Origin of the sequence: Niallia sp. FSL W8-0951 (genome assembly GCF_038006525.1) — a bacterium.
GTDB classification, from domain to species: Bacteria; Bacillota; Bacilli; order Bacillales; family Cytobacillaceae; genus Niallia; species Niallia circulans.
Window position 1 is genome coordinate 3,322,942 of sequence record NZ_JBBOVK010000001.1, and the last position, 21,459, is coordinate 3,344,400.

General features: G+C 37.5%; 20 protein-coding genes and 2 pseudogenes. 4 read left to right on the forward strand and 18 right to left on the reverse strand.

The window, feature by feature from the left end; all coding sequences use genetic code 11:
• Positions 1–2: 2 nt before the first annotated feature.
• The 8 genes from NSS71_RS16270 to NSS71_RS16305 form a co-directional block, all read right to left on the reverse strand.
• Positions 3–680: an amino acid ABC transporter permease gene (locus NSS71_RS16270; protein ID WP_047942102.1), complete on the reverse strand. Its 678-nt coding sequence runs from the start codon at positions 678–680 to the stop codon at positions 3–5.
• A 14-nt stretch (positions 681–694) separates the two neighbouring features.
• Positions 695–1,492: an amino acid ABC transporter substrate-binding protein gene (locus NSS71_RS16275; RefSeq protein WP_235844471.1), complete on the reverse strand. Its 798-nt coding sequence runs from the start codon at positions 1,490–1,492 to the stop codon at positions 695–697.
• Between the two features lie 6 nt (positions 1,493–1,498).
• Entirely contained in the window at positions 1,499–2,011 is a 513-nt protein-coding gene (locus NSS71_RS16280; protein WP_061798187.1) for a GNAT family N-acetyltransferase, read from the reverse strand.
• The gene (gene purB, locus NSS71_RS16285) at positions 2,004–3,368 is read right to left on the reverse strand and encodes an adenylosuccinate lyase (protein WP_336044596.1); all 1,365 of its coding nucleotides are present in this window, start codon (positions 3,366–3,368) and stop codon (positions 2,004–2,006) included. Before purB ends, NSS71_RS16280 begins: the two co-directional genes overlap by 8 nt.
• A gap of 342 nt (positions 3,369–3,710) precedes the next feature.
• A complete protein-coding gene (locus NSS71_RS16290; RefSeq protein ID WP_095322503.1) occupies positions 3,711–4,541 on the reverse strand; it encodes a transporter substrate-binding domain-containing protein in 831 nt (276 codons plus the stop codon).
• The gene (locus NSS71_RS16295; protein ID WP_251689161.1) at positions 4,519–5,721 is read right to left on the reverse strand and encodes an aminotransferase class I/II-fold pyridoxal phosphate-dependent enzyme; all 1,203 of its coding nucleotides are present in this window, start codon (positions 5,719–5,721) and stop codon (positions 4,519–4,521) included. The genes NSS71_RS16290 and NSS71_RS16295 overlap by 23 nt, the downstream gene beginning before the upstream one ends.
• Positions 5,711–6,823 (reverse strand): iron-containing alcohol dehydrogenase family protein, encoded by a 1,113-nt coding sequence (locus NSS71_RS16300; RefSeq protein WP_061798195.1) that lies wholly within the window; start codon positions 6,821–6,823, stop codon positions 5,711–5,713. Before NSS71_RS16300 ends, NSS71_RS16295 begins: the two co-directional genes overlap by 11 nt.
• Positions 6,824–7,066: 243 nt before the next feature.
• Positions 7,067–7,525 carry a hypothetical protein gene (locus NSS71_RS16305; RefSeq protein WP_061798196.1) on the reverse strand — a complete coding sequence of 153 codons (459 nt, stop codon included), beginning with the start codon at positions 7,523–7,525 and terminating at the stop codon, positions 7,067–7,069.
• A 180-nt stretch (positions 7,526–7,705) separates the two neighbouring features.
• On the opposite strand from NSS71_RS16305, the gene NSS71_RS16310 reads away from it, so the two are divergent.
• Together NSS71_RS16310 and NSS71_RS16315 are read left to right on the forward strand one after the other, a co-directional pair.
• Entirely contained in the window at positions 7,706–7,906 is a 201-nt protein-coding gene (locus tag NSS71_RS16310) for a hypothetical protein (protein WP_095259271.1), read from the forward strand.
• Positions 7,906–8,103: a YwbE family protein gene (locus NSS71_RS16315; protein WP_047942094.1), complete on the forward strand. Its 198-nt coding sequence runs from the start codon at positions 7,906–7,908 to the stop codon at positions 8,101–8,103. Before NSS71_RS16310 ends, NSS71_RS16315 begins: the two co-directional genes overlap by 1 nt.
• 461 nt (positions 8,104–8,564) lie before the next feature.
• Here the strand turns inward: NSS71_RS16315 and NSS71_RS16320 are convergent.
• The 3 genes and pseudogenes from NSS71_RS16320 to NSS71_RS16330 all read right to left on the reverse strand — a co-directional run.
• Positions 8,565–9,040, reverse strand: a pseudogene (locus tag NSS71_RS16320) (type I glyceraldehyde-3-phosphate dehydrogenase); the annotation flags it as partial.
• 164 nt (positions 9,041–9,204) lie between these two features.
• The gene (locus NSS71_RS16325) at positions 9,205–11,574 is read right to left on the reverse strand and encodes an immune inhibitor A domain-containing protein (protein ID WP_341151824.1); all 2,370 of its coding nucleotides are present in this window, start codon (positions 11,572–11,574) and stop codon (positions 9,205–9,207) included.
• 425 nt (positions 11,575–11,999) lie between these two features.
• Positions 12,000–12,434, reverse strand: coding sequence for a MarR family winged helix-turn-helix transcriptional regulator (locus tag NSS71_RS16330; protein ID WP_047942092.1), 435 nt, complete (start codon positions 12,432–12,434; stop codon positions 12,000–12,002).
• A 183-nt stretch (positions 12,435–12,617) separates the two neighbouring features.
• Between NSS71_RS16330 and NSS71_RS16335 the strand changes: the two genes are divergently transcribed.
• Both NSS71_RS16335 and NSS71_RS16340 read left to right on the forward strand, forming a co-directional pair.
• Positions 12,618–13,073: a CBS domain-containing protein gene (locus NSS71_RS16335; RefSeq protein WP_061798199.1), complete on the forward strand. Its 456-nt coding sequence runs from the start codon at positions 12,618–12,620 to the stop codon at positions 13,071–13,073.
• A gap of 43 nt (positions 13,074–13,116) precedes the next feature.
• Positions 13,117–14,367 carry an MFS transporter gene (locus NSS71_RS16340; protein ID WP_047942090.1) on the forward strand — a complete coding sequence of 417 codons (1,251 nt, stop codon included), beginning with the start codon at positions 13,117–13,119 and terminating at the stop codon, positions 14,365–14,367.
• Between the two features lie 152 nt (positions 14,368–14,519).
• Here NSS71_RS16340 and NSS71_RS16345 read toward each other — a convergent pair whose 3' ends face one another.
• The 7 genes and pseudogenes from NSS71_RS16345 to NSS71_RS16375 all read right to left on the reverse strand — a co-directional run bounded on the left by NSS71_RS16345 (position 14,520) and on the right by NSS71_RS16375 (position 21,278).
• Positions 14,520–15,338 (reverse strand): carbohydrate ABC transporter permease, encoded by an 819-nt coding sequence (locus tag NSS71_RS16345; protein WP_235850138.1) that lies wholly within the window; start codon positions 15,336–15,338, stop codon positions 14,520–14,522.
• Positions 15,339–15,358: 20 nt separating this feature from the next.
• A complete protein-coding gene (locus tag NSS71_RS16350; protein ID WP_095259248.1) occupies positions 15,359–16,276 on the reverse strand; it encodes a carbohydrate ABC transporter permease in 918 nt (305 codons plus the stop codon).
• 59 nt (positions 16,277–16,335) lie between these two features.
• Positions 16,336–17,619: an extracellular solute-binding protein gene (locus tag NSS71_RS16355; protein WP_235844469.1), complete on the reverse strand. Its 1,284-nt coding sequence runs from the start codon at positions 17,617–17,619 to the stop codon at positions 16,336–16,338.
• A gap of 23 nt (positions 17,620–17,642) precedes the next feature.
• On the reverse strand, positions 17,643–19,100 hold the full coding sequence (gene argH, locus NSS71_RS16360) for an argininosuccinate lyase (protein ID WP_095259247.1): 1,458 nt from the start codon (positions 19,098–19,100) through the stop codon (positions 17,643–17,645).
• A pseudogene (locus NSS71_RS16365) lies at positions 19,087–19,278 on the reverse strand (amidohydrolase family protein); the annotation flags it as partial. The gene argH and the pseudogene NSS71_RS16365, both read right to left, overlap by 14 nt.
• Before the next feature lie 143 nt (positions 19,279–19,421).
• The gene (locus NSS71_RS16370) at positions 19,422–20,612 is read right to left on the reverse strand and encodes an ROK family transcriptional regulator (protein WP_047942078.1); all 1,191 of its coding nucleotides are present in this window, start codon (positions 20,610–20,612) and stop codon (positions 19,422–19,424) included.
• 201 nt (positions 20,613–20,813) lie between these two features.
• Positions 20,814–21,278 (reverse strand): hypothetical protein, encoded by a 465-nt coding sequence (locus NSS71_RS16375; protein ID WP_047942076.1) that lies wholly within the window; start codon positions 21,276–21,278, stop codon positions 20,814–20,816.
• Between the last annotated feature and the right edge of the window lie 181 nt (positions 21,279–21,459).

Below are 21,459 nucleotides of genomic sequence, written 5' to 3' on the forward strand. Positions count from 1 at the left end.
CTTTATGATAAATACGGTTTTTCCATTCTTTTTTCAATAGCCCGCTGAACGAAAGTAACAAGAATAATTAACACCCAGTAAAGCAGCGCTAAAGCCAAATAGGTTTCAAAAAATTTAAGAGAACTAGCAGCAATTATTTTCCCTTGGGCGAAAAGCTCCACTACTCCTAAAGTAAACGCTAATGAGGTTTCTTTAATTAAACCAATAAAAATATTACTTGTTGCAGGAATAGCATTTCGCGTCGCCTGAGGTAGAACAATTCGACGAAAGGCTTGCACTTTTGTCATTCCAACTGATAAACATGCTTCCACCTGTCCTTTATCAACCGAATTCAGTGCAGCACGGAATATTTCTGCTAAAAATGCTGCTTGTTTTAAACTAAGCCCTAAGATCGCTGCTGTTATAGCCGTCATCGCACTTAGAGCTGGAAAGATTTGTGGCAGCCCATAATAAATTAAAAATAATTGAACCAGTGTTGGAATGGCACGAAAAAACGAAATATATACAGCGGCAAGCTGCTTTAATACTGGGATATTCGATCTGGATATCACAGCTAAAATCAATCCGCCAATGATGGCAAAAACCATGGATAGAACAGCAAGAAATAAAGTAAGCGGTATGAATTCCAACAGTTCTGGTAATATATCAACTAAATATGGAAAATCTAAATTAAGATTCATACTGGTCCTCCAAACTATTCCTTAACGGTGATATCCTCGTCTGCAAAATATTTCTTCGATATTTCTGTTAAGGTACCATCCTCACGTAATTTTTTTATTTCAGCATTAAATGCTTTTGCCAAAGCTTCTCCATCTTCATTTTTAAGGAACGGAAAAGCAACATCTTCATACACAAATGGCTCCCCTACAAACTTCAATGGCAAATTTCCTTTTTCAATTTCTGCGATCAAAGAAGATTTAGAGTTAACATAACCATCGACACGTTTATTAATCGCATCATTCATTGCACCATCACGGTTTTCATATGTTTTAGGGATGATGTCAGGATCGAAATTTTCTAAGTTCTTCACATTATTCGAACCTAATACTCCGGATACTGTTTTGCCCTTTAAATCATCTAAACTATCATATGCATTGTCTTTATTTGTAACAATGGTAGCACCTGCATAGGCATACGGCTCTGAAAACTGATACTTTTCTTTTCTTTCATCTGTAACAGCAACAAAGTTTGCCACTGTATCAATTTTTTTGGTTTCTAATTGCCCCATTAAACCTGCAAAGTCTGATCTAACCCACTCCACTTGATAGCCTAAATTTTTTGCGATTTTCTCTAATACTTCTATATCAAAACCTACTAATTTACCATTTTCCTCATATCCATTTGGATAACTTTGTGCGGTTGAACCTACACGGAGTGTTTTTTGCTCCTTTGAGGATCCCCCATTTTCTGTTTTATTATCGTTTCCGCTGCAAGCAGATAATAATAATAAAAATGCTATACTCATGATTACAGTCAGTTTCTTCCACATTATCAATTCCTACCTTTTCTTATATGATTTTGCTAAAAGTAATTTTTCTAAATAGATGGTAATATGACCTTTCCCTAAATCCGTTTCTCCAACCTTTTTGTATCCCCGTTTTTCATACATTTCTCTAAGCCAAGGATGCTCCTTCGCCGTGCCCAGCGATACAGATGGACAATGAAGTGTATCTCTTAAAAAACTTTCCTCCACATAATGAAGGATTTTGCTTGCGTATCCTTTTCTTTTTTCTTCTGGAGCAACAGCAACCCACCAAATATGGGGAATTTCAAATGGACCAGGATGACTGCTCCATGGCATGCGAACAGAAGCAGTTGCAACCATTTTGCCTTCATCTCGTAAATAGAAGCATATATTTTCCTTGATATTCTTTTCTACCAATTCTGCATCTGCTGTTGCAGCAGCAAAGTGAATTCCCAGCTCTCGAATAGAGGCATATCCTCTTAGAGATAGATCAAGTAATTCGGGAATATCTTTGGAAGTTGCTTGATGAAAAGATAAATTACTCACTTAAAAGTCCCCCATTTCTAATCGAAGCAATTACTTCATCTACCTTCTCACTAGCTAAGCCAATATATTGACTTGGATCTAATAACTGATTAATTTGTTCTTCTGTCAATACAGCAGCCACCTTTTCATTCTGACCAAGCAATCTTTTAAATGGAGTTTTTTGTTCAGCAGATTCCATTGCGATTTCATATATAAGATGATGGGCAGTTTGTTTACCTATTTTTTCTGATAAAGCAAACATGACACGTTCTGATAAAATCAGTCCACCTAATCGCTCCAAGTTTTTCAGCATGTTTTCAGGTTTCACTACAAGCCCTTCCAGAACGGTTAGCATACTTTTCAATTGAGAGGATAAATATAAACAAATTTCTGGTAAGGCTATCCATTCACTTCTCCAGCTCATCGCATCCCTTTCATGTTCCATCACTAATGATTCATGCAGCAAGGCAACACTATGTAAGACAGGTTTTGTCAGACTGGCAATTCCTTCAAAAATAGCTGGATTACGTTTATGCGGCATCGTAGTTGAGCCCACATTTCCTGCTGAAAACGGCTCTTCCACTTCGTCAATTTCTGTCCGCATTAAGTTATAGAATTCATTTCCTAGCTTTCCTAACGAACCACTTATTAGTCCTAGCACTGAACCATACTCCGAAATTCGGTCACGTGAGGAATGCCAGCAAATCGTTGGCGCATTAAGTTCTAAAATCTCCAATGCCCGTTCTTCAATTTTTGGTCCTATGCTTCCTAAAGCGGCATATGTACCAACACCACCAGCAAGAACACCTGTAAAAATCCGTGATTGGACGCTATTTAATCTATCTAGGTGACGTTCAAACTCACTTAAAACGACTGCGAGCTTAAAGCCAAATGTGGTTGGCAGTCCTTGCATTCCGTGTGTTCTTGCTGGCATCGGCGTTTTCTTATATTTGGATGCTAAACCAATCAGAAGCTCTGCTACTTTTTTTGTATCTCTTCTTATGATTTCATCTGCTTCCTTCAATTGAAGAATCATCGCTGTATCTGTTACATCCTGTGTTGTTACGCCATAATGAACATATTCTCCATAATCACCTGATAGTTTCTGCAAATGGTTAACTGTAGCCATTAAGGAATGTTTTAATTTAGCAGACTCTTTTGCAATTTCTTCAATATCAAAATTTTCTACTTTTGAAGCGTGCTTTATGGCTCTTCCGGCTTCCTTTGGAATGATCCCTAACTCACTTTCTGCTAATGCTAAAGCTGCTTCTACATTCAGAATCTTCTGTAATCTATTTTTATCATCCCACACAGAACGCATTTCTTCTGTACTAAAATTGTTCTGCAGCATTTTTAAAGCTACAACATGTGAACCCATTTCCTATCCTCTCCTAATACCAATATTAATACTATTAAATTATTAAATTATCAAAATATTAATTCCAACAAAACTAATCTGAATTATTGACTATTCTAACATATTCGAAGTGGTTAATCCCATACTTTTTTCTTTTTTTTATAATTTTCATTTGACAGCGTTTATTAAGTTATTATTTTTTAACGTTCCACACATTCATAATTGAGGAAAAACAGACGTTCTAAACTCGCAATTTAAAAGGACAAAATATAATTAGGCTTCTTCTACACGAAGAAGCCTATACACTATTTAATAGAAAACTTTTCTTCCACTTAATTAATCAAAAATTCAATAAATTTCTCGTTACTCCTCAGAAGTAATATCATCTCCATAATACTTTTCCGAGATTTCAGCTAGTGTTCCATCCGCTCTCAGCTTTTCTATTTCTGCATTAAACGCTTTTCTTAACGCATCCCCTTGTTCTGTTTTTGCAAACGGGAAACCAATTTCTGATTTCTTTAAGTCATCCTCTAATATTTTCAGAGGTAATTTCGATTTATTTATTGTTGCTTGCAAAATAGGTTTTCCTTGGACATAACCTGCTACGGCACCCTTAATTGTATCCGATTGTGGACCATCTCTTGTTTCATATTGTCTGACTTCAATATCTAATCCATTTTTCTTCACATAATCTTCCAATACATTAATTTTATTAGACCCTAATACTCCAGCAACTGTTTGTCCATTTAAATCCTTTACAGAATCATAAGGACTATCTTTAAGAACAGCAATCCCTGTACTTGTATAAGAATAAGTTGTCGAATAATTATATTGTTCTGCCCTTTCCTCTGTATATTCAAAGGCATTAGCAATCGTATCAAGTTTTCCGACCCCTAGCTGCCCTACTAACCCTTCAAAGCCTGCTAATGTCCATTGCACTTTATACCCTAAATTCTTTGCAATCGTTTCAAGTACTTCCACATCAAAACCGATTAATTCTCCATCCTCTTGATAAGAGTTTGGAAAACTTTGACCAGTTGCGCCAACGCGGATAACCTTTTTATCTGACGTTTCGCTTTTGCTAGCAGTTTTCGTCGATTCTTCTTGTGAATTAGCAGAATTACTACAAGCAGCTAATAGATTTATTGAAATAACAACAATAAGAAGTGCATTAAGCTTTAGAAAGGTTTTCATTTTCATTCCCCCGCTTCCTTAGTAAAAATCTCTTTATTCGCTCAAATGATTCTTTCAACTGTTCCAAAGAGGTCACCAAACTAATGCGAATCCATCCCTCTCCGTTTTTGCCGTATATACTGCCCGGAACCACTGCTACCAACGCTTCTTCTAGTAATTGTTCGGCAAATTCAACCGAATTCATTGGTAACGGAACCTTAGCCCAAAGGAAAAATGTTCCTTGTGGGGCAACATACTCCCAATCTAGCGTTTCTAAACATTTTTCAACTAACAATTGCCGCTCATGATATAACTCTCTTAAGGCATTACGTTCTGCCTGTTGATGTAATAGAGCAAACACAGATGCATCCTGTATTCCACCAAAAACACCGCCAACTGCATTTTGTAAATAGGCACTTAAATGTTTGATAAGCGATTCATTCCCTACTGTAAATCCACTCCTCCAACCAGCCATATTAAATGTTTTGGAGAAGGTATAAATTTCAACTCCTACTTCCGCTGCCCCGGAAATGGATAAAAAACTGATTGGCTTTTCCTCTGTATAGTAGATATCTGCATAAGCAAAATCATGAATGACAGCAATCCCATATTTATTGGCATATGTAATCGTTTCTTCGAAAAATTCCCTTGTGGCATTTGCACCTGTTGGATTGTTCGGATAATTTAAAAATAAAATCTTTGCTCTTTGACTGACCTCTTCTGGGATGCTTGAATAATCAACTAAAAAATGATTATTCTCGCTAATCGGAACAAAAAATGGTTCTCCACCTGCCAACTCAACAGCCGCTTGATATCCAAAGAAACCAGGATCAGGAACCAATGCAATATCCCCAGGATTTAAGAGGGCCTGTGCTAATCCAGATAAGGCTATTGTAGAACCATTCATGATCGCAACCTGATTAGACGAAATATTTGCTCCATACTCCTTTCGATAAAAATCCACAATAGCTTTTTTAAAATCTTGTTTTCCGCCATAAGGTGGATAACCATGGTTGTTCTTATCATATATGGCTTCTTGCAGGCACTCCACAATACGGGGAAAAGTTGGCTGATCTGGATTTCCTCTTCCGAGATTAATTACCTGCTTATCTGATTGCTGAAGTTCTTTTATCCGTTTATTTTGAACGACTAAATATTTCGGCTTTAATTTACCCAGACGTTCAGAGCAATCAAAATGCATTTAACCCCACCTCATTTTCTGTAATAAATGATTCTAATTTTTCCAGGCCATCTATTACCTTTTGCTTGGTTAGCTCCATTGGCAATGCATAAATTCTAGAGGATGGTCTTAATATTTGATCAGCCATGTTTTCAAGGTCACCTTTCTCAGGGGATAAATGTAAATCTCTCCAGCATATTGGCAACTTCAATTTTTTATATAAAGGAACTAATTGTTTTATTTCTTCATAATTTTCTTCCAAACTCAACTGAAATAATATTCCGTACGCAACAAGGCTGCCATGTAAATGTCTCTTTTTCCCCAAACTGACATATCCGTAATTAAAGGCATGTGCGCCAACGCTTTGCCCAAACTCCCCTCCCAATCCTCCAACAAGGCCGGCTACGGCATAAATCGTATCAAGCATGCGAGAGAAGTCTGCATTGCTTTTTTTAGCTTCAGCAGCTATAACAGCAGCTTCACCCCATTTTAAAATATTATCTCGACATTGCTTAGCAGCAGTATGAGACAGTTCCAATGGAATGGATATTTCTTTACTTGTTAATTTCTTAAAACGAATTTTACTTTCATACCATTTAGCCAAGGTATCGCCAATTCCAGAAGTCAAATGCTCGATTGGTGCTTTAACTAATAATTCTGGTTCAACCATTACCATATAATTTGATTGACTATGTCGTATTGTACCAAGATGGTCTCCTTCAGCAGAATAAACAATACTGATGGGGGTAAAGCTAGCACAATTTGAAGGCAATGTAGGAATTAAGATACAAGGTATTTTCGCTTTACTTGCCACCGCTTTTACCGTATCTAAAACTTTCCCTCCACCAACTCCTATTATGGCATCATGCTGGTGGTGCAAGGCTTCGTTCCATATTCGGTCTATTTCTTCATAGCTGCATTCACCAGCAAACAAAATTTCTTTATAGGGATTCTGAAATTCAGTTTCGGGCCAATAAGGTTGAACAGCCTGCCATGACTTTTGCCCATGAATTATTAATGGAAATTGTATGTGGTTGTCTTCCAAAAACTTCGGTAGTGTATTAATTACTCCAGCATAATGATAATAATTTTGAGGGCCAAAACGATACACTAAATCGATCAATGATTAACCTCCTGAACCTTCCCTTTATCTTTGTAAAGAGTTTAATTTTCTATTATTCTAATACACTTACTCGGAATTAGCAACCACACTTTTCTGAATCTTCTAATCTATATAAATTTTAAAAATACAGGTGCTATTGGCGACTAGTAGTTTTAAAAGAAAAGAGCTCCTACTCTTTCCTTCTTTTACAATAGCGTTGCGCAAAAGGAAGAAAAAAGAGGTGCTCTTTATAAAATAAATTGATTATTTTCTTAGAAATTTGCGGCAGGAACCATATAAGAAGTTTTTTTCAACTGTTGCTGGAATGAAGAAAGTGGGATATTGTAAGTTTCCATAACAAATAGAGACTGGACTATCAGATGATAATAATCCAAAATCACTTAAGTCATAGCTTGTTTTGTCTTTTTGAAACCCTAGATTGTATCCTAACAATGTTTGGGTGGGAAAGTTTTGGGAGATAGGCTGAAGTTTGATTAAATAAATATATAAGTTTTTTCCTAATCGGCATACTTGTATATCTGACTGAATGTCAAACGGCTGATATTCATGCTCTTTTGTCGTTTGATTGAAGTGAATCACATATAGATTGGCGTTCAATTGATATTCTCCACTTAAAGCTATCCAAAGATAAGCTGATGTTTCCTCCACTTTGCGCACCAATGGCCCAGCTAAAATAACCGGCAGATCCATCGTTACCACCATCCATTCCTGTTCTCCTACAGCCTATTCACAAAAAGAAGAGAATATGTTTGCAGAAAAACTGTCCTTCTGAGGTGAACACCCTTTGGCTTCTGTCTTTTTATGGTGCCTGACACCCAATTGATGTTATGATGAGGGAGTAACCTTATTTCGATAATAATGGAGGAAAAATCCGTGAACGATATGAACAACGATATGCAGACAAAGGAACAAGAAGGTAAAAAGAAAATTAGCTTACAAGAAGCCATGAAGCAGCAGCTGGCAAATAAAGCACAGCAAGGACAAGGCGGAAAAGCAAGTTTGAGCGGCAATCAAAAAATGCAAAAAATGAAAAGCCAGTTAACCAAAAAGCCAAATAACCAAAGAAAACGCATGGGTGTATAATGAACGGTCAGAATCGCAAAGACATAACACCAGGCACACCTGTTGAAATAGTACTAAAACAAGATCAAAGAACCGGGAAACGAACAGCAGGCATTGTAAAAGATATATTAACCAAGTCTTCCTTCCATCCCCATGGAATTAAGGTTCGCCTAGAAGATGGACAAGTAGGTCGTGTACAGTTAATTAAGGAAAAATAAAAAAGGGAAGGGGGTGTCCCATATGCTACAAATGAAAAAAAGGTACAAAAAACATCCCTGCACAAAATTTGCATGAAAAGTGTCGAATAAAAAATGACCGCCCTGACTGGTCATCATTTTGATACTTCTTTTGAATTTATAAAGGATGGGAGCTTCATCTAGGCTAAACCGTTACCGCAGGGTAACGGTTCCTTCCCAAAATAAAACAGCCGCTTTGAATACATAAGAACCTTCTATCCTAAAGCCGCAAGCATATATACAAAAAGAGGGTGCATTAATTACACCCTCATCATTTATTAAGTTATGGCGGCTTTGATTTAGCTCAAAAATGCCATTTGCTTTTAACACGCAGTGATCCGACTTCCCAATGCGGAATCCAAGCGTGTATTAAATGTATTAAAGACAATAGATATTGAGGACTTCTCATAAGTTCTTAGTGCCATATCTTTTTAAGCCACAGATTATAGTTCGGCAAAATATTTAATAGTTCTAACCATTTGGTTTGTATACGAATTCTCATTATCATACCATGCCACAACTTTCACTAAAGACTTCCCATCAGGAAGTGAGGTAACCTTTGTTTGTGTAGCATCAAATAATGAACCATATGTTATACCAATTATATCTGAGGATACCAACTGTTCTTCTGTATATCCAAATGAATCGGAAGATGCCGCTTTCATAGCAGTATTTATATCATCTTTCTTTACCGTCTTATTGACGACAGCGACTAACTCTGTCACCGAGCCAGCCGGTACTGGCACGCGCTGAGATACACCGTCTAAATTGCCCTCTAATTTTGGAATGACCAGTCCTATTGCTGTAGCTGCACCAGTAGAAGTTGGTACAATATTTAAAGCCGCTGCACGTCTCTTCGCAAGTCACCCTTTGCATGTGGGCCGTCAAGGGTCATATGGTCACCTGTATAAGCATGAATCCATGCTCTCCATTTTTTTCTTTATAAGTGGAATTTCAATACATATTTCCACCAGCTACTTTCGGATAGAATCAACAGAATAGAAAAGCAAGAGGAGAAAAACGAGCCTTTTTCTCCTCTTGCTTTATATTAGAGACTTTTCGGACAGCCTCTTCTATTTATTATTATTTATATAATAATACTTTTCCTACTGTACCGTCTTTGCTCTCACCAACTATACGAATTTTCAAGCCGGTGGATGGAATATTGCGTCCTGCTTCTAGATTTCCTTGGTTGCTGTAGTCAGCACTATCATCAAATAGTGGAGTTCGTTTTGTAAAATTATCTTTTAATGTAGTTCCGTTAATAGCAGCATAATCTAAAAACATTTTATTAGATTTAGCTAAACTAAAGGCAGCATCATTTAATTGATATCGGGTAGCTCCTACAGTTCCATCACTCCAGTAGTTTGTATGCTGGTCTGCATCGACTACTCCTAAATATCCGTCTCCAGGATGCGCCCCCGTCCAGTTATCACTATATGATTCATCCACATACCAAACGACAAGACCTGGATCATAACTCATGAGACTAGCACCACGGCGAATATGCGCAAGACCCTCATCTACTCCATTTTGTGATCTCCATTCTAATAAATAATAATGTTTTGAATAAAATTTTCCTTCATCTTTCTGAAAGCCTTCTAATGCAAAGGAAGAATCCCCTTCTGCATTATCTGTTAATATTTCCGCTCCATTAGCTGTCACTTTAATATCATCCACATAGAAACCAGGATTAGCAACTGCCACGTCGGTCCAATAATTAAATTCAATTTCGACCTTTTGTCCCGCATATGCACTTAAATCAAAGACTCCATCCACCCATTCACCATTGGTACTGCCTGTAATCCCATTTCCTGGATTTTGGTAGTTGGGATTTTCGCTTGTGGTAATATTTCCTTTAATCGTCTCGCCATTTACCTTAATAGATGCATAATCCCATTCAGCCTCGATGTCGTACCATGTTTTAAAGGTCAACTCGGCACTTGTGGCATTAGTCAAATCTACTGCTGTCTTCATAGAATGATCGATATTATTTCCACTACCACTAAAGTATTCATATTTCCCGCTTGCCGGTGTGTTTACATCTGTTGTTTTATCTGGAAGATTAATACGCACTGCGTCATTATTTATTCCTTTTGTTACCGCTTCGTCCAGCAGTAGTTCTGTTCCTTTACTTGTAATTTCATCCGCATTTAACGTAGTGCCGCTTAACCAATTTCCCCCATGGGCACCTTGCAAATATTCCTTAGCATATGCACTAAATCCACTCGGCTCCGTACCTGGAATATCTCCGGCCCAGCTGCCACTAGCCATGATAGACCAGTAAGCCACAGCCTCACCGCCGCCAGTATATTGCGTATCATATTCATCTGGTAATCCTAAATCATGTCCGAATTCATGCGCAAAAACACCTGCCGCACCATCTTCTGGTTCAATGGTATAATCATATGCACCAAGCAAGCCACCGAAACGATCGCTATTAGATGTAGCTCCTGGCACTGCAACTAGGTTTCCTAAGTTCCAACGATGAGACCAAATAGCATCTCCCCCTAAGGCTCCTCCACCAGCTTCTTCACCAACTCCTGCATGGATAACCATTAAATGATCGATAATTCCATCTGGTTCGTTATATACACCATCGCCATCATAATCATCACGATCCCATACATCGTACTCACTTAAGTCTACATTTGGATCTTGTGCAGCTTTTGATAATGCTTCATAGACTAATTCACGAGGACGTGCATCACTATCATCTGGCCCAGGATAATTTCCTCCATAATAAGCGGCCTCATGATCTGCTGTGTACCAGCCAGCAACTTCCCCTTCTACCGAATAACTGCCACCAGATTGCTCTTCATAAAATTGTTTCATGGAGACAAGATTTTCGTCGTTCGGACCTTCATAACCATCTTCGCCAAAAATCATATTTTGAAAGTGCTCATGTGTGTAATCTTCATAGAACATATCTGTCTCATCTTTTGTAATCGAGCTTTTTTTATAATCTGGAAAATCTATCGCTAAAACGAGAACCTTATCTTCACGAACTTCCCCTTCATACGCTTCCTCTTTGACAGAATCAACTGTATTTTTCTTTGCCTGTCCTAATTTATTTCCTTTTCCCTTTTGGAGACTATGATTAGATGTTTCATTTTCTCCCTTTGTTTCTAATTTTGATAAGGCTTTCGGCAGTTTATCCTTTGTTTCTTTTTTAGCTCCTTCTGCTTTGCCTTGTAAATACTTTTGTAAGGCTTTTTCCGTTTCACCGGTACTTGCATTCTTTGCTAACTTTCCCTCTTTTTTCAGCATTTCAATAATCCGCTCATCATTGGCAATGCCTAAATCAATAGGAGCTCCACCGTAACTGGAGACAACTTCTTTATATGCTGCTTCTGCAGCGGCTTTCTCAGGAGGACCATATAACCCTAGTGAGAGAGTACTAATTCCAAGTACTGCTGCTAGTGCTGTTTTTTTAAGTTTCTTCTTTACCACCAAAAAATCCCCCTCTGATCACAATATGTAATATTACGAGACTTAATATTCTAAATTGATAGTCAATTCCCCTTTTTATTTTCTCAAAATAGTACTTTTATATCAGAAAATTAATTATTTTCAAACTTCAAATCCCGCACTAATCCCCAATGGTGCTTCCCCTATATATCAGAGCACTTCCATAACTAAGGAATATCAACATTAAATCTCCAGCAAATAATCTTCTTTTGCTTTTCAAACTATATAAAAATATTAATAAAATAGACATAAAGGAACCTCTCTCTAACGGCCCTATAAAAATCATACAAAAAACGCAAATAGCCTCCAATTACACTTGTCTCCCAATAGAAAAGGGGAAGGTGAAAATACCTTCCCTCTTAAGCAAGCACTTCTTTTTCCAAATGCCTATTCTCTTATTAAATCAGTCATATATGAACATTCATCGCAGACTGATTATATTTTTTTAATAACTTGGCAAAAGTCTCACGGTCTTCTTCTGTCCAACATTTAGTAACTTCTTCCACTCTGCTTTTTCTAAACTTTTTTTCCTTTTGAAATTCTTCTAATCCTGTTTCGGTTATCTGGAGCGTATAAGCCCTTCCATCTGTTTCATCAGGAATTCTCAGCAAAAAGCCCTTTTGCTCCAACGCAGCCGCCTGTCGACTTACAGTAGAAACATCTAATTGAAATTCAGTTGCTAACGCTTTAACACCGGCAGGTCCTGATGTCACTATTTCATGCAATAACAGGTATGCTGACCGATCCAGACTGCCAGTTTTTTTATGAGAAGAGGTATGGGTAACCCTTCTTATCAGTATAGATAATTCCACTTCAAGTTCTTCCAGCGATTGTTCATCCATTGATTAACTACCTCACCGTTTCCAATATTTCTATAAGATATGATAGCATACTTGATTAAAGATTTGTAAGGAGGAAGGAATCCATCTGACTATAAAAACATTTGACGTTTCATCATATAGTTGTATAATACAATTATATAGTTTCCTTATACAACTACTTGTCCAAAAAAGGGGGAAAGATAAATGTTAGCCCATGATATTATGGTAAGCCAAGTATATAAAGTGAAGGAAAACGACACCGTCCGTTCTGTCATCGAAAAATTCATTCAATATAAAATTAGCGGTCTTCCTATCGTTAATGACCGCAATGAGATTGTCGGTTTCATCAGTGATGGAGATGTACTGCGATACATTGGTAAACATGATGATCATATTATCGACAGTATTTATTATACGGTTGTCATTAAAGGGGATGATGAAGACTTTGAACATAGATTGCAAAGTCTCTTACATTTGAATGTAATGAAAATTGCGAAAAAAAGGGTTATTAAAGTGGCTTGGGATGAAAATTTAGAAAAGATTGCTGCTCTGTTAGGTAAAAAGCAAATAAAAAAAGTCCCCGTTGAAAAAAATGGAGTTTTAGTAGGCATTATTAGTCGCGGTGATGTTATAAGGAATTCTTTTAAAGAATTAATCTAGTCTATAAAAACAAAGGGAATAAAAAAATAAAGGGGAGAATGAAATGTCATCTTCACAATCTGTATCAGCAGATTCAACCAAAAACAATTTAAATACGAAAACAGAAGCTAGTTTATTAAAACAGCCTAAAGCAGTATGGGCTGTATTTTTTGCGGGGATTATTGCCTTTATGGGGCTTGGTCTCGTAGATCCGATCCTTCCTGCTATTGCCGAGAAACTTCATGCCTCCCAAAGCCAGGTAACGCTGCTTTTCACTAGCTATAATGCCGTGATGGCTGTAGCAATGCTAGTGACTGGGATGATCTCCTCCAGACTTGGAATTAAGTGGACACTTATCTTGGGGATTGTTATCATTGCTATTTTCTCCTGCCTAGGCGGACTATCAAATGGGATTTGGTCGCTTGTTGGTCTTCGCGGAGGTTGGGGACTTGGTAATGCCCTGTTTGTAGCAACTGCTTTAGCGGCAATTGTGTCCCTATCAAACAGTGGTACTGCTAAAGCAATTATTCTTTATGAAGCAGCGATTGGACTTGGTATCTCTGTCGGTCCACTACTAGGCGGATGGTTAGGAGCCATGAGCTGGAGAGGTCCTTTCCTAGGGGTAGCTGTTTTAATGATCATTGCCTTTTTCGGTATTTTCATTTTAATGCCAAAAAATACTTCCATGAATACAACGAATACAGTTAAACCTAAAACTTCCCTGGCAGATCCGTTTAGAGCATTAAAACACCGCTCCTTACTAGTTTTAGGGATTGCCGCAGCATTATATAATTTTGGATTTTTCACGTTGTTAGCCTATGCACCGTTTGTAATGGGCTTAGACGAACATGGACTTGGCTTTGTATTCTTGGGCTGGGGTATTTTATTAGCTGTCACTTCTGTTTTTATGGCACCAAGATTGCAGGAACGTTTTGGAACCGTAAAATCAATGTGTGCAATGTTAACCTTGTTTGCAGTTGTATTAGTTGCTATGGGAATTTGGACAACAACCCAATGGGTTATCATCGCAGCAGTTATTTTCGCTGGTGCCTTATTAGGAAATAACAATACGCTTATTACAACTGCCGTAATGAATGCTGCTCCTGTAGAACGATCTACCGCTTCAGCAGCATACAGCTTCTTGCGCTTTATAGGTGGAGCCATTGCACCTTTCACAGCAGGAAAGTTAGCAGAAATATTTAATCCATCTGTCCCATTCCTTGTTGGAGCTGGATTTGTATTAGTTTCCGTATTATTTATCTGGTTTAATAGCAAACATGTCCATCATGTGGATGCAATGGGTTCTGGTCATTAATCAACATCTACCAATAATCATAAATAATTCCCATCTGTCTAAGTATAGATGGGAATGGCAGCAGAGGGACAGTTGTACTACTTCCCTCTAATGCTTGTGATCAGCCTTTAATCAAGTTTGTCTAACTGGAAAAACTTCTTTTCCACTTCCCCTTACTTCAACCCCGTCAACGTTATCCCCTTAATAATATGGCGTTGGAAGATTAAGAAGACGATGATTAGTGGTACAACAGCGATGGTAGCTCCTGCCATGACGATTTCCCAGTAAGTTTGGTTTTCACCGGAGAAAAAGGCAAGGCCGACTGGCAGTGTTCGCATTTCTTCTGTCTCGATAACGATTAACGGCCACAAATAGGCATTCCAGTTTCCTAAAAATGTGAAAATACATAGCGCTGCTAATGCTGGATATACTTGTGGAATGGCGATTTTAAAGAAAATTTTAAACTCATTTAAGCCATCAATTCTTGCAGCATCGAGTAAGTCATCTGGAATAGACTCCATAAACTGTTTCATAAGAAAAATACCAAAGGCAGAAATTACGCCTGGAAACATAATCCCCCAATACGTATCAACCCAGCCTAAGTCAGTAGACATGATATACCAAGGAATAATCAGCATTTCGGTAGGAATCATTAAGGAACTTAAGATGAATAAGAAAATAATACTCTTGCCAACAAAGGAAAATTTAGCAATAACATAACCAACAAGGGTATCAAATAATGCAACACTTATAGTAGTAATAACTGCCACGATAAAACTATTTAAAAACCATTTACTAAACAGGGTATCCACCATGATCTTCCGATAATTCTCTAATGTAGGGTGGTCGGCAAGCAGCTTCAGTCCATATACTTCCGTCGGCGGCTTAAAGGATGTGGATACCATCCAAATAAAAGGGAACAGCATAAAGATAGCCCCAACGGTCAAGAGAATATAGACGATTGATTTTTTTAAATAGTTTCTTTTCTTCAACTCCTCACCCCCATAAAAAACTAGTACTCAAATTTCTTTGTCAAAACTTTCATTTGAATGATTGTGATAACTAAAATAATCAGAAATAAGATAACTGTTGCAGCAGAAGCGAGACCCATATCAAAGTGCTGGAAGGCTAATTCATAAATATAAAGAACAACGGATATAGTAGAATGAAGTGGTCCACCCTGTGTCATATTTTGCACTTGGGTAAAGGTTTGTAAGAAACTAATACTGCCAATGACTGCGGAAAATACAATGGTTGGATTTAGTAAAGGCAAGGTAATATGAATAAATTTTTTCCAACCATCTGCCCCGTCAATTTCCGCAGCTTCATAGAACATTTTGGGAATATTCTCAAGTCCTGCTAGGAAAATAATCATTTGAAAACCTAGCCCTTGCCAGATCATCGTTAAGATAATAATATAAATTGCTTGATCAGGTGATTTAAGAAAGAGCTGGGCTTCCAAGCCAAACTTCATGAGAATATCATTCACAATGCCGTTGTTCATTAGAATCCATTTAAACACCCAGCTTACCGCAACAATACTTGTCACATAGGGAATGAAATAAATAGCGCGAAATACCCCGACAAATTTATTAATCCTTTGCAAAAGCAGCGCTACTCCTAATCCACACATCAGCTGTCCTACTACACCAAAAACGACATAGATAAATGTATTTATTAGTGATTTACGAAAGACTTCATCTTTAAAAAGGGCTACATAATTATCCATCCCTACAAATGGTTTATCCTCTGATAGAATATCCCATTCCCGAAACCCGATATTGAATGTATAAAGTGTTGGCAAAAACCGAATCGAAATAAAAAAAAGAAGAGGTATCAGCAAGCATGTATATACAAAGATATATTTTTGTTGCTTTAACGTAAATCTAGCAGTCTTTTTGGAGACGGCAGAATGGTTCTTCCCAGACATGAAAACCCTCCTTTCTGAATAAAGAAAGACGATTACCGCCTTTCTTTATTCCAGTATCTTTACTTTTTACTCCAATAATCATCGTATAGCTTTTGTGACTTAGCTGCGAAATCATTGTAGGCATCTTCAATTGAAACTCCATTTAGCAACACTTCATTCACTGCATCAATAACATATTGTCTTTGTGCTGTTTCGTCGACATAGAATTGTGCATTAGCATATGGAAGCTGTTCGATGAATGGTCCGTATAATGGATCGTTTACATATTTATCTTGTGTTGCGACCGCTTCTTTTGCTGGCAATTCTCCTACCTCGTCAATCCAGCGTTCCATCACTTCATCACTTGTTAAAAACGCTAAGAATTTTTTAGAAGCTTCTAATTTCTCTCCTTCTACTTTAGCCGTAATGCCATTTGCCCAGAACGAAGATTGTGTAGCCTTTTCTTTATAAGATGGCAGTGGCGCAACCCCATAATTTAAGTCAGGTGCATCTGTCGCCAATGTACCTAAGCGGAAGGAACCGTCAATATTCATCGCCGCATTCCCTGTCTTAAATGCTGTTACATCATCTGTATAAAAACCACTTTCGCCAACTTTATGTTTGGATCCGAATTCCACTAAATACGTAAATGCTTCTAAACCAGCAGGTGTATCATCCCAAAGAATTTGCTTACGATCCTCACTCAATCCTTGACCGCCAGCTTGATAGACAAGAGCATCATAAAACCAGTTGTTCAGCTGTGCACCAATTTCATACGCCATCCCCTCTGTTACAAGCTTTCCGTTTTCTCTTACTGTCAGTTTTTTCGCATAATCTACTAATTCATCCCATGTTTTTGGCGGACTATTTGGATCCAGGCCTGCTTTTTCAAAAAGATCTTTGTTATAAAATAGGGCAAGAGTACGAACCGCAGTCGGAATGGCCCAATATTTATCGTCCAATTTTGCTGCATTTACTAAGGAGAAGTATTCACTTTCGATTTTATCCACTGGAAATGTATCCTCAGGAAGAGGCTGTAAATAGCCTGAATCAATATATTTTGGCAGCCAGCCATAATATAAATTGATAACATCGGGACCTCTTCCAGCTGGAACTAGTGTAGCAACCTTCTCATTGTATTGCTCATATGGAAAAGTTGTCTGCTTTACTTTAATTCCTGGGTTTTTATCTTCAAACTCTTTAATAAGCTCATCCATTAAATCCACTTTCGCCTTATAGGCATATTGCCAATATTCAATTGTTACCGTACCATCTGCTTCCCCGCTAGAATCCTTTCCCTTCGAACAACCAACAATAACCATTGCTATGGCTAGAAAAAGAAATACACTTAAAAACTTTTTCAATAGAACCCCTCCTATTAAACAAGTTAGTTATTATTGCGAAGCAGCTGCTTATAAGAAGTAAATTTGTTTCTATATATTGCTACTTCTTTTGAAAAGTCAGCAAGCTTTTGAATGGACTTTATTCGCTGTCTCTCTGTTTCTTTTGGGTTAGGACCTCCAAAAGCAGAGCGAACCATAACAAAATGAAAAGGATTAATCGCAGTTTGATATTGTTCTTCTGTTAAAGGAAGATGTGTTCCTAATATCTCCTGAGAAATTTGCTTGACTAGTTCAGCAGAACCATCTTTTATTTTTTTCCTAGAACTAGCTAATCGCTGAACCAAAATGCTGACAATCTGATGGGCATCGCGGAAGGATAATTGGCACTCCCTAACCAGTACATCCGCTAATTCCGTTACGGTGGAAAAGCCTTCTGAACAACGGGTCAGGAGTTTATCTACATTCACCTCCATCGTTTTAAGAATTTCTGTCAGCAATTCGATAATTTGATAAGAGTGAGAAAAGCCATTGATAAGAATAGGCTGGATATCATCCCCAATATCGACGATGTCCCCAAAAGGTGTGTTGTGGGACATCATAAAAGCAGCATTTACTTCCCCAATTGTCCGACTAATGAGAGATTTCGTATGTTCTAAAGATGAAGGGTTGCGTTTTTGAGGCATGATGCTCGATGTTTGCACTAAGCTTTTATCTAATCTGATTGCTTCTACTTCATTTGTCGTAAAAAACAAGAGATCATGAGTAAAACGCGATAAGGTACTTAAAGTAATCTTGATCACACTAGCTATTTCCAGCATATAATCAGCAGCACTAATAGAATCATAGGAATTCTCCATTGGTTTATCAAAAGCTAATTGGGTTGCCACAAATGAACGATCAATTGGAAAACCAGAAGTCCCTAAAGCAGCAGCTCCCATTGGGGACTCATTGATTCTTCTTAAAAGAGTGAAACCACGTTCCAAGTCCCTTTGTAAACTACAATCGATGGCTAACAGATAGTGGGCTAAGGTAGTCGGCTGTGCTTGCTGATTATGGGTATAGGCTGGCATAATCGTTAGTTCATGCTCTTTTGCCAAACGTAACAATACCTTTTTTAACTCTACAAGTAAGGTAAGAAACTGCAGGAGCTTTTCTCTAGATACCATTCGATACATGGTTGCATCCATATCATTTCGACTAAAGGCAATATGCATATTTCCAACAAGCACCTCGCCGATTTCCTTTTTCAAATCTTCTTCTAGCATAAAAAATAAGTCTTCATAAAGAGGATTATAGTTTTTGGGATAACCTTTTGCTAATATCGCTTGATTCGCTTTAATGATTTTTTGGGTATCTTCTATTGTTAAGATTTTTTGGCGGGCTAGCATAGTAGCATGGGCGATGTTAATCTCTAATAAATAGGGAAGGTAATGTTGTTTCGTAAAATCATAGATGGGTTCTAAGATATGGTTTACATAGACTTGGGATCTACTGTCTGGCATTATACTGCTTCACTCCCTTCTCTAAATGGAGAAAACGGCGAGCATTATTTTCAAATATAGTTTCGATAGCATCCTCCTGCATATTTATCTCTCTACATACTCTTACTTGTTCTTGTAAATACCGATTGGAAAAACCTCTCGGAAATCCTTTTGAATCTGTTCCAAATAAGATTCTTTCTAATCTTTCTGCATTGTATTGATCGCCCGTTTTTGATCTTTTGATAAAGCTGCTCCCTTCTTTAGCTGGCAAATGACCATGTATATCAATCACTTGAAAATCATTTTGAACGAGCATGTATATCTCCCTTCTAATCTATTTTTTCAACTAGATAATAATTCATGTTTTTTCATACCTAGAACCGCTGCACCTAATAAGGATGCTTGAGGCAGCTTTGTCAGCATAACCTCTGTCCTGCTTTGAATGGGTAAATAATGGTTAATTTTGGCTTGTAATTTAGGGAGAAACCAATATCCTGACTTCGATATTCCTCCCCCTAGAATAATGCATTCTGGATTGAGCAATGCTGCTATGTTAATTAAGGAGACAGCAATATGATCTAATGCCTCATTTATGACTTTCTTTGCAAATGCTTCTCCTGCGATAGCCTTCTCAAAGATTTCCTCTGCACTATACTCCTTTTCTTGCTTAATCTCTAGACCTCTTTGATACTGCTTTACTATAGATGGGCCGCCAGTATGATTTTCCAGAAAACCATAGCCTTCGAAAATGGATTCAAAGCCTTCGGTTGCCTGGTCTTTATTGGTAATCATATAACCCATTTCTCCAGCGGCAAATTGACTGCCGCGAAATAACTCTCCATTTATAACAATTCCACAGCCGACTCCTGTACCTATTGTTACTAAAACAACATGTGCTTTATCTTTAGCCGCTCCTTTCCAGCATTCACCTAGTACCGCCATATTCACATCATTTTCTATGTATATTGGGAAAGAAAAATGTTCTGTCATCTGCTCCCTTAATGGATAATGCAGCCACCCTAAGCTTGGTGCTTCGATCACTATTCCTTGTTCAGAATCCGTCATACCCGGTGCACCAATCGCTAAAGACAACACCTTCGTATGACTAATATTCTGGTCTGATAACATGCTGTTTACTTGATCAACAAGCAATTGGACAAAATTCCTCTTCAACGCTTCTTGCGTGTCGATTTTGCGGTGAAGAATAAATTTACCATCTAAATCCATAATTGCTATTTCGGTCGTCGTTCCTCCAATATCAATGCCAATCGTATATTTGTATTCTTTGGCAAACAATAAATGGACAGGTTTTCTCCCCCCTTTTTTTGCCGCCTTTTTGCTTTCTTTTTCAATAATCCAGCCTTCTTCCACCAGCTCATCTACCAATGCTGATATAGTCGGTTTACTCAGCTTCAATCTTTTTGCCAAACTCGCTCTTGAATAAAGCTTATTTCCCTCAATAATTTCTTGCAGCACTTTTCTCTTATTGATTATCTTCAAGTAGGTGGGAGTTCCTGATTGCAAAATACTCATTCATTCCTCCAATCATGACAGTTAGTAAACCTTCCTTACTTCTTAAATAGCTTATGATTGACTAGAATGTAATATGTTTTAAAGTATTCCGAAATTTTTTGTGAACTTTCCCTTATTTTAGTTAAGGTGCTTTTAAAGAATCGTTGTTTTCCTCGTTCCTTTACTTGAATATTAGAAAAACACCATTTAAAAAATGGCGTTTCATTTCGTAAATATATATATTACTTTTCTTATGACCAATCCAACGATTACGCCTGGTAACACAAAAAGCATTGGTAAAAAAATAGGGCCGATTAGATGCCCAAATAAGAAAACCTCTGATGAATAGATTAATCCTACTGTTACAAAATAAGCTGCAAACACAAACGGAAGAAATAGTAAGGGAGAATTTTCTCCTTCCTCATCAGCATCCTTTACAGCATCCCACATCGCAAAAAAATAAAGACATGGATAAAACATAAGCCATTTCAGATTAACTTCCTCTAAAGATGCGGAAGTATGTCCATGAAAGCTTAAAATAATGGCTTTATTAAAGTTAGCTTGTATGTTCACAACTAACTCAAGTAAGATAAAAATAATTCCTTTTATATATTTCTTATTAAGTAGTTGTCCAAAGCCAGGCAAAGCGATGGACCATAAAAGTTTTTCAAATGAATTCTTATTCACATCTTTCCCCGGCCACCTTTTTAATAGATAAAGTAATTGAGCGTACAGCTTAGTGATCTGCATCTACTGAGAATATAATCCATGGTTTTGCGAAAGAGTTTGAAGTTAGTATTTGCAAAAAATATAAATTTTAGCCATCAAAGTCCCAAAAGTGAGATTCTCCTGCTTCCTTCATAAAGAG

Excerpts from the sequence above, each read along its gene's own strand:
- NSS71_RS16330 (WP_047942092.1), bottom strand. The coding sequence starts at position 12,434 with ATGGATGAACAATCGCTGGAAGAACTTGAAGTGGAATTATCTATACTG.
- NSS71_RS16270 (WP_047942102.1), bottom strand. The coding sequence starts at position 680 with ATGAATCTTAATTTAGATTTTCCATATTTAGTTGATATATTACCAGAA.
- NSS71_RS16310 (WP_095259271.1), top strand. The coding sequence starts at position 7,706 with ATGAACAACGATATGCAGACAAAGGAACAAGAAGGTAAAAAGAAAATT.
- NSS71_RS16335 (WP_061798199.1), top strand. The coding sequence starts at position 12,618 with ATGTTAGCCCATGATATTATGGTAAGCCAAGTATATAAAGTGAAGGAA.
- purB (WP_336044596.1), bottom strand. The coding sequence starts at position 3,368 with ATGGGTTCACATGTTGTAGCTTTAAAAATGCTGCAGAACAATTTTAGT.
- NSS71_RS16305 (WP_061798196.1), bottom strand. The coding sequence starts at position 7,525 with ATGGTGGTAACGATGGATCTGCCGGTTATTTTAGCTGGGCCATTGGTG.
- argH (WP_095259247.1), bottom strand. The coding sequence starts at position 19,100 with ATGCCAGACAGTAGATCCCAAGTCTATGTAAACCATATCTTAGAACCC.
- NSS71_RS16350 (WP_095259248.1), bottom strand. The coding sequence starts at position 16,276 with ATGTCTGGGAAGAACCATTCTGCCGTCTCCAAAAAGACTGCTAGATTT.
- NSS71_RS16290 (WP_095322503.1), bottom strand. The coding sequence starts at position 4,541 with ATGAAAACCTTTCTAAAGCTTAATGCACTTCTTATTGTTGTTATTTCA.
- NSS71_RS16315 (WP_047942094.1), top strand. The coding sequence starts at position 7,906 with ATGAACGGTCAGAATCGCAAAGACATAACACCAGGCACACCTGTTGAA.
- NSS71_RS16295 (WP_251689161.1), bottom strand. The coding sequence starts at position 5,721 with ATGCATTTTGATTGCTCTGAACGTCTGGGTAAATTAAAGCCGAAATAT.
- NSS71_RS16340 (WP_047942090.1), top strand. The coding sequence starts at position 13,117 with ATGTCATCTTCACAATCTGTATCAGCAGATTCAACCAAAAACAATTTA.
- NSS71_RS16370 (WP_047942078.1), bottom strand. The coding sequence starts at position 20,612 with ATGAGTATTTTGCAATCAGGAACTCCCACCTACTTGAAGATAATCAAT.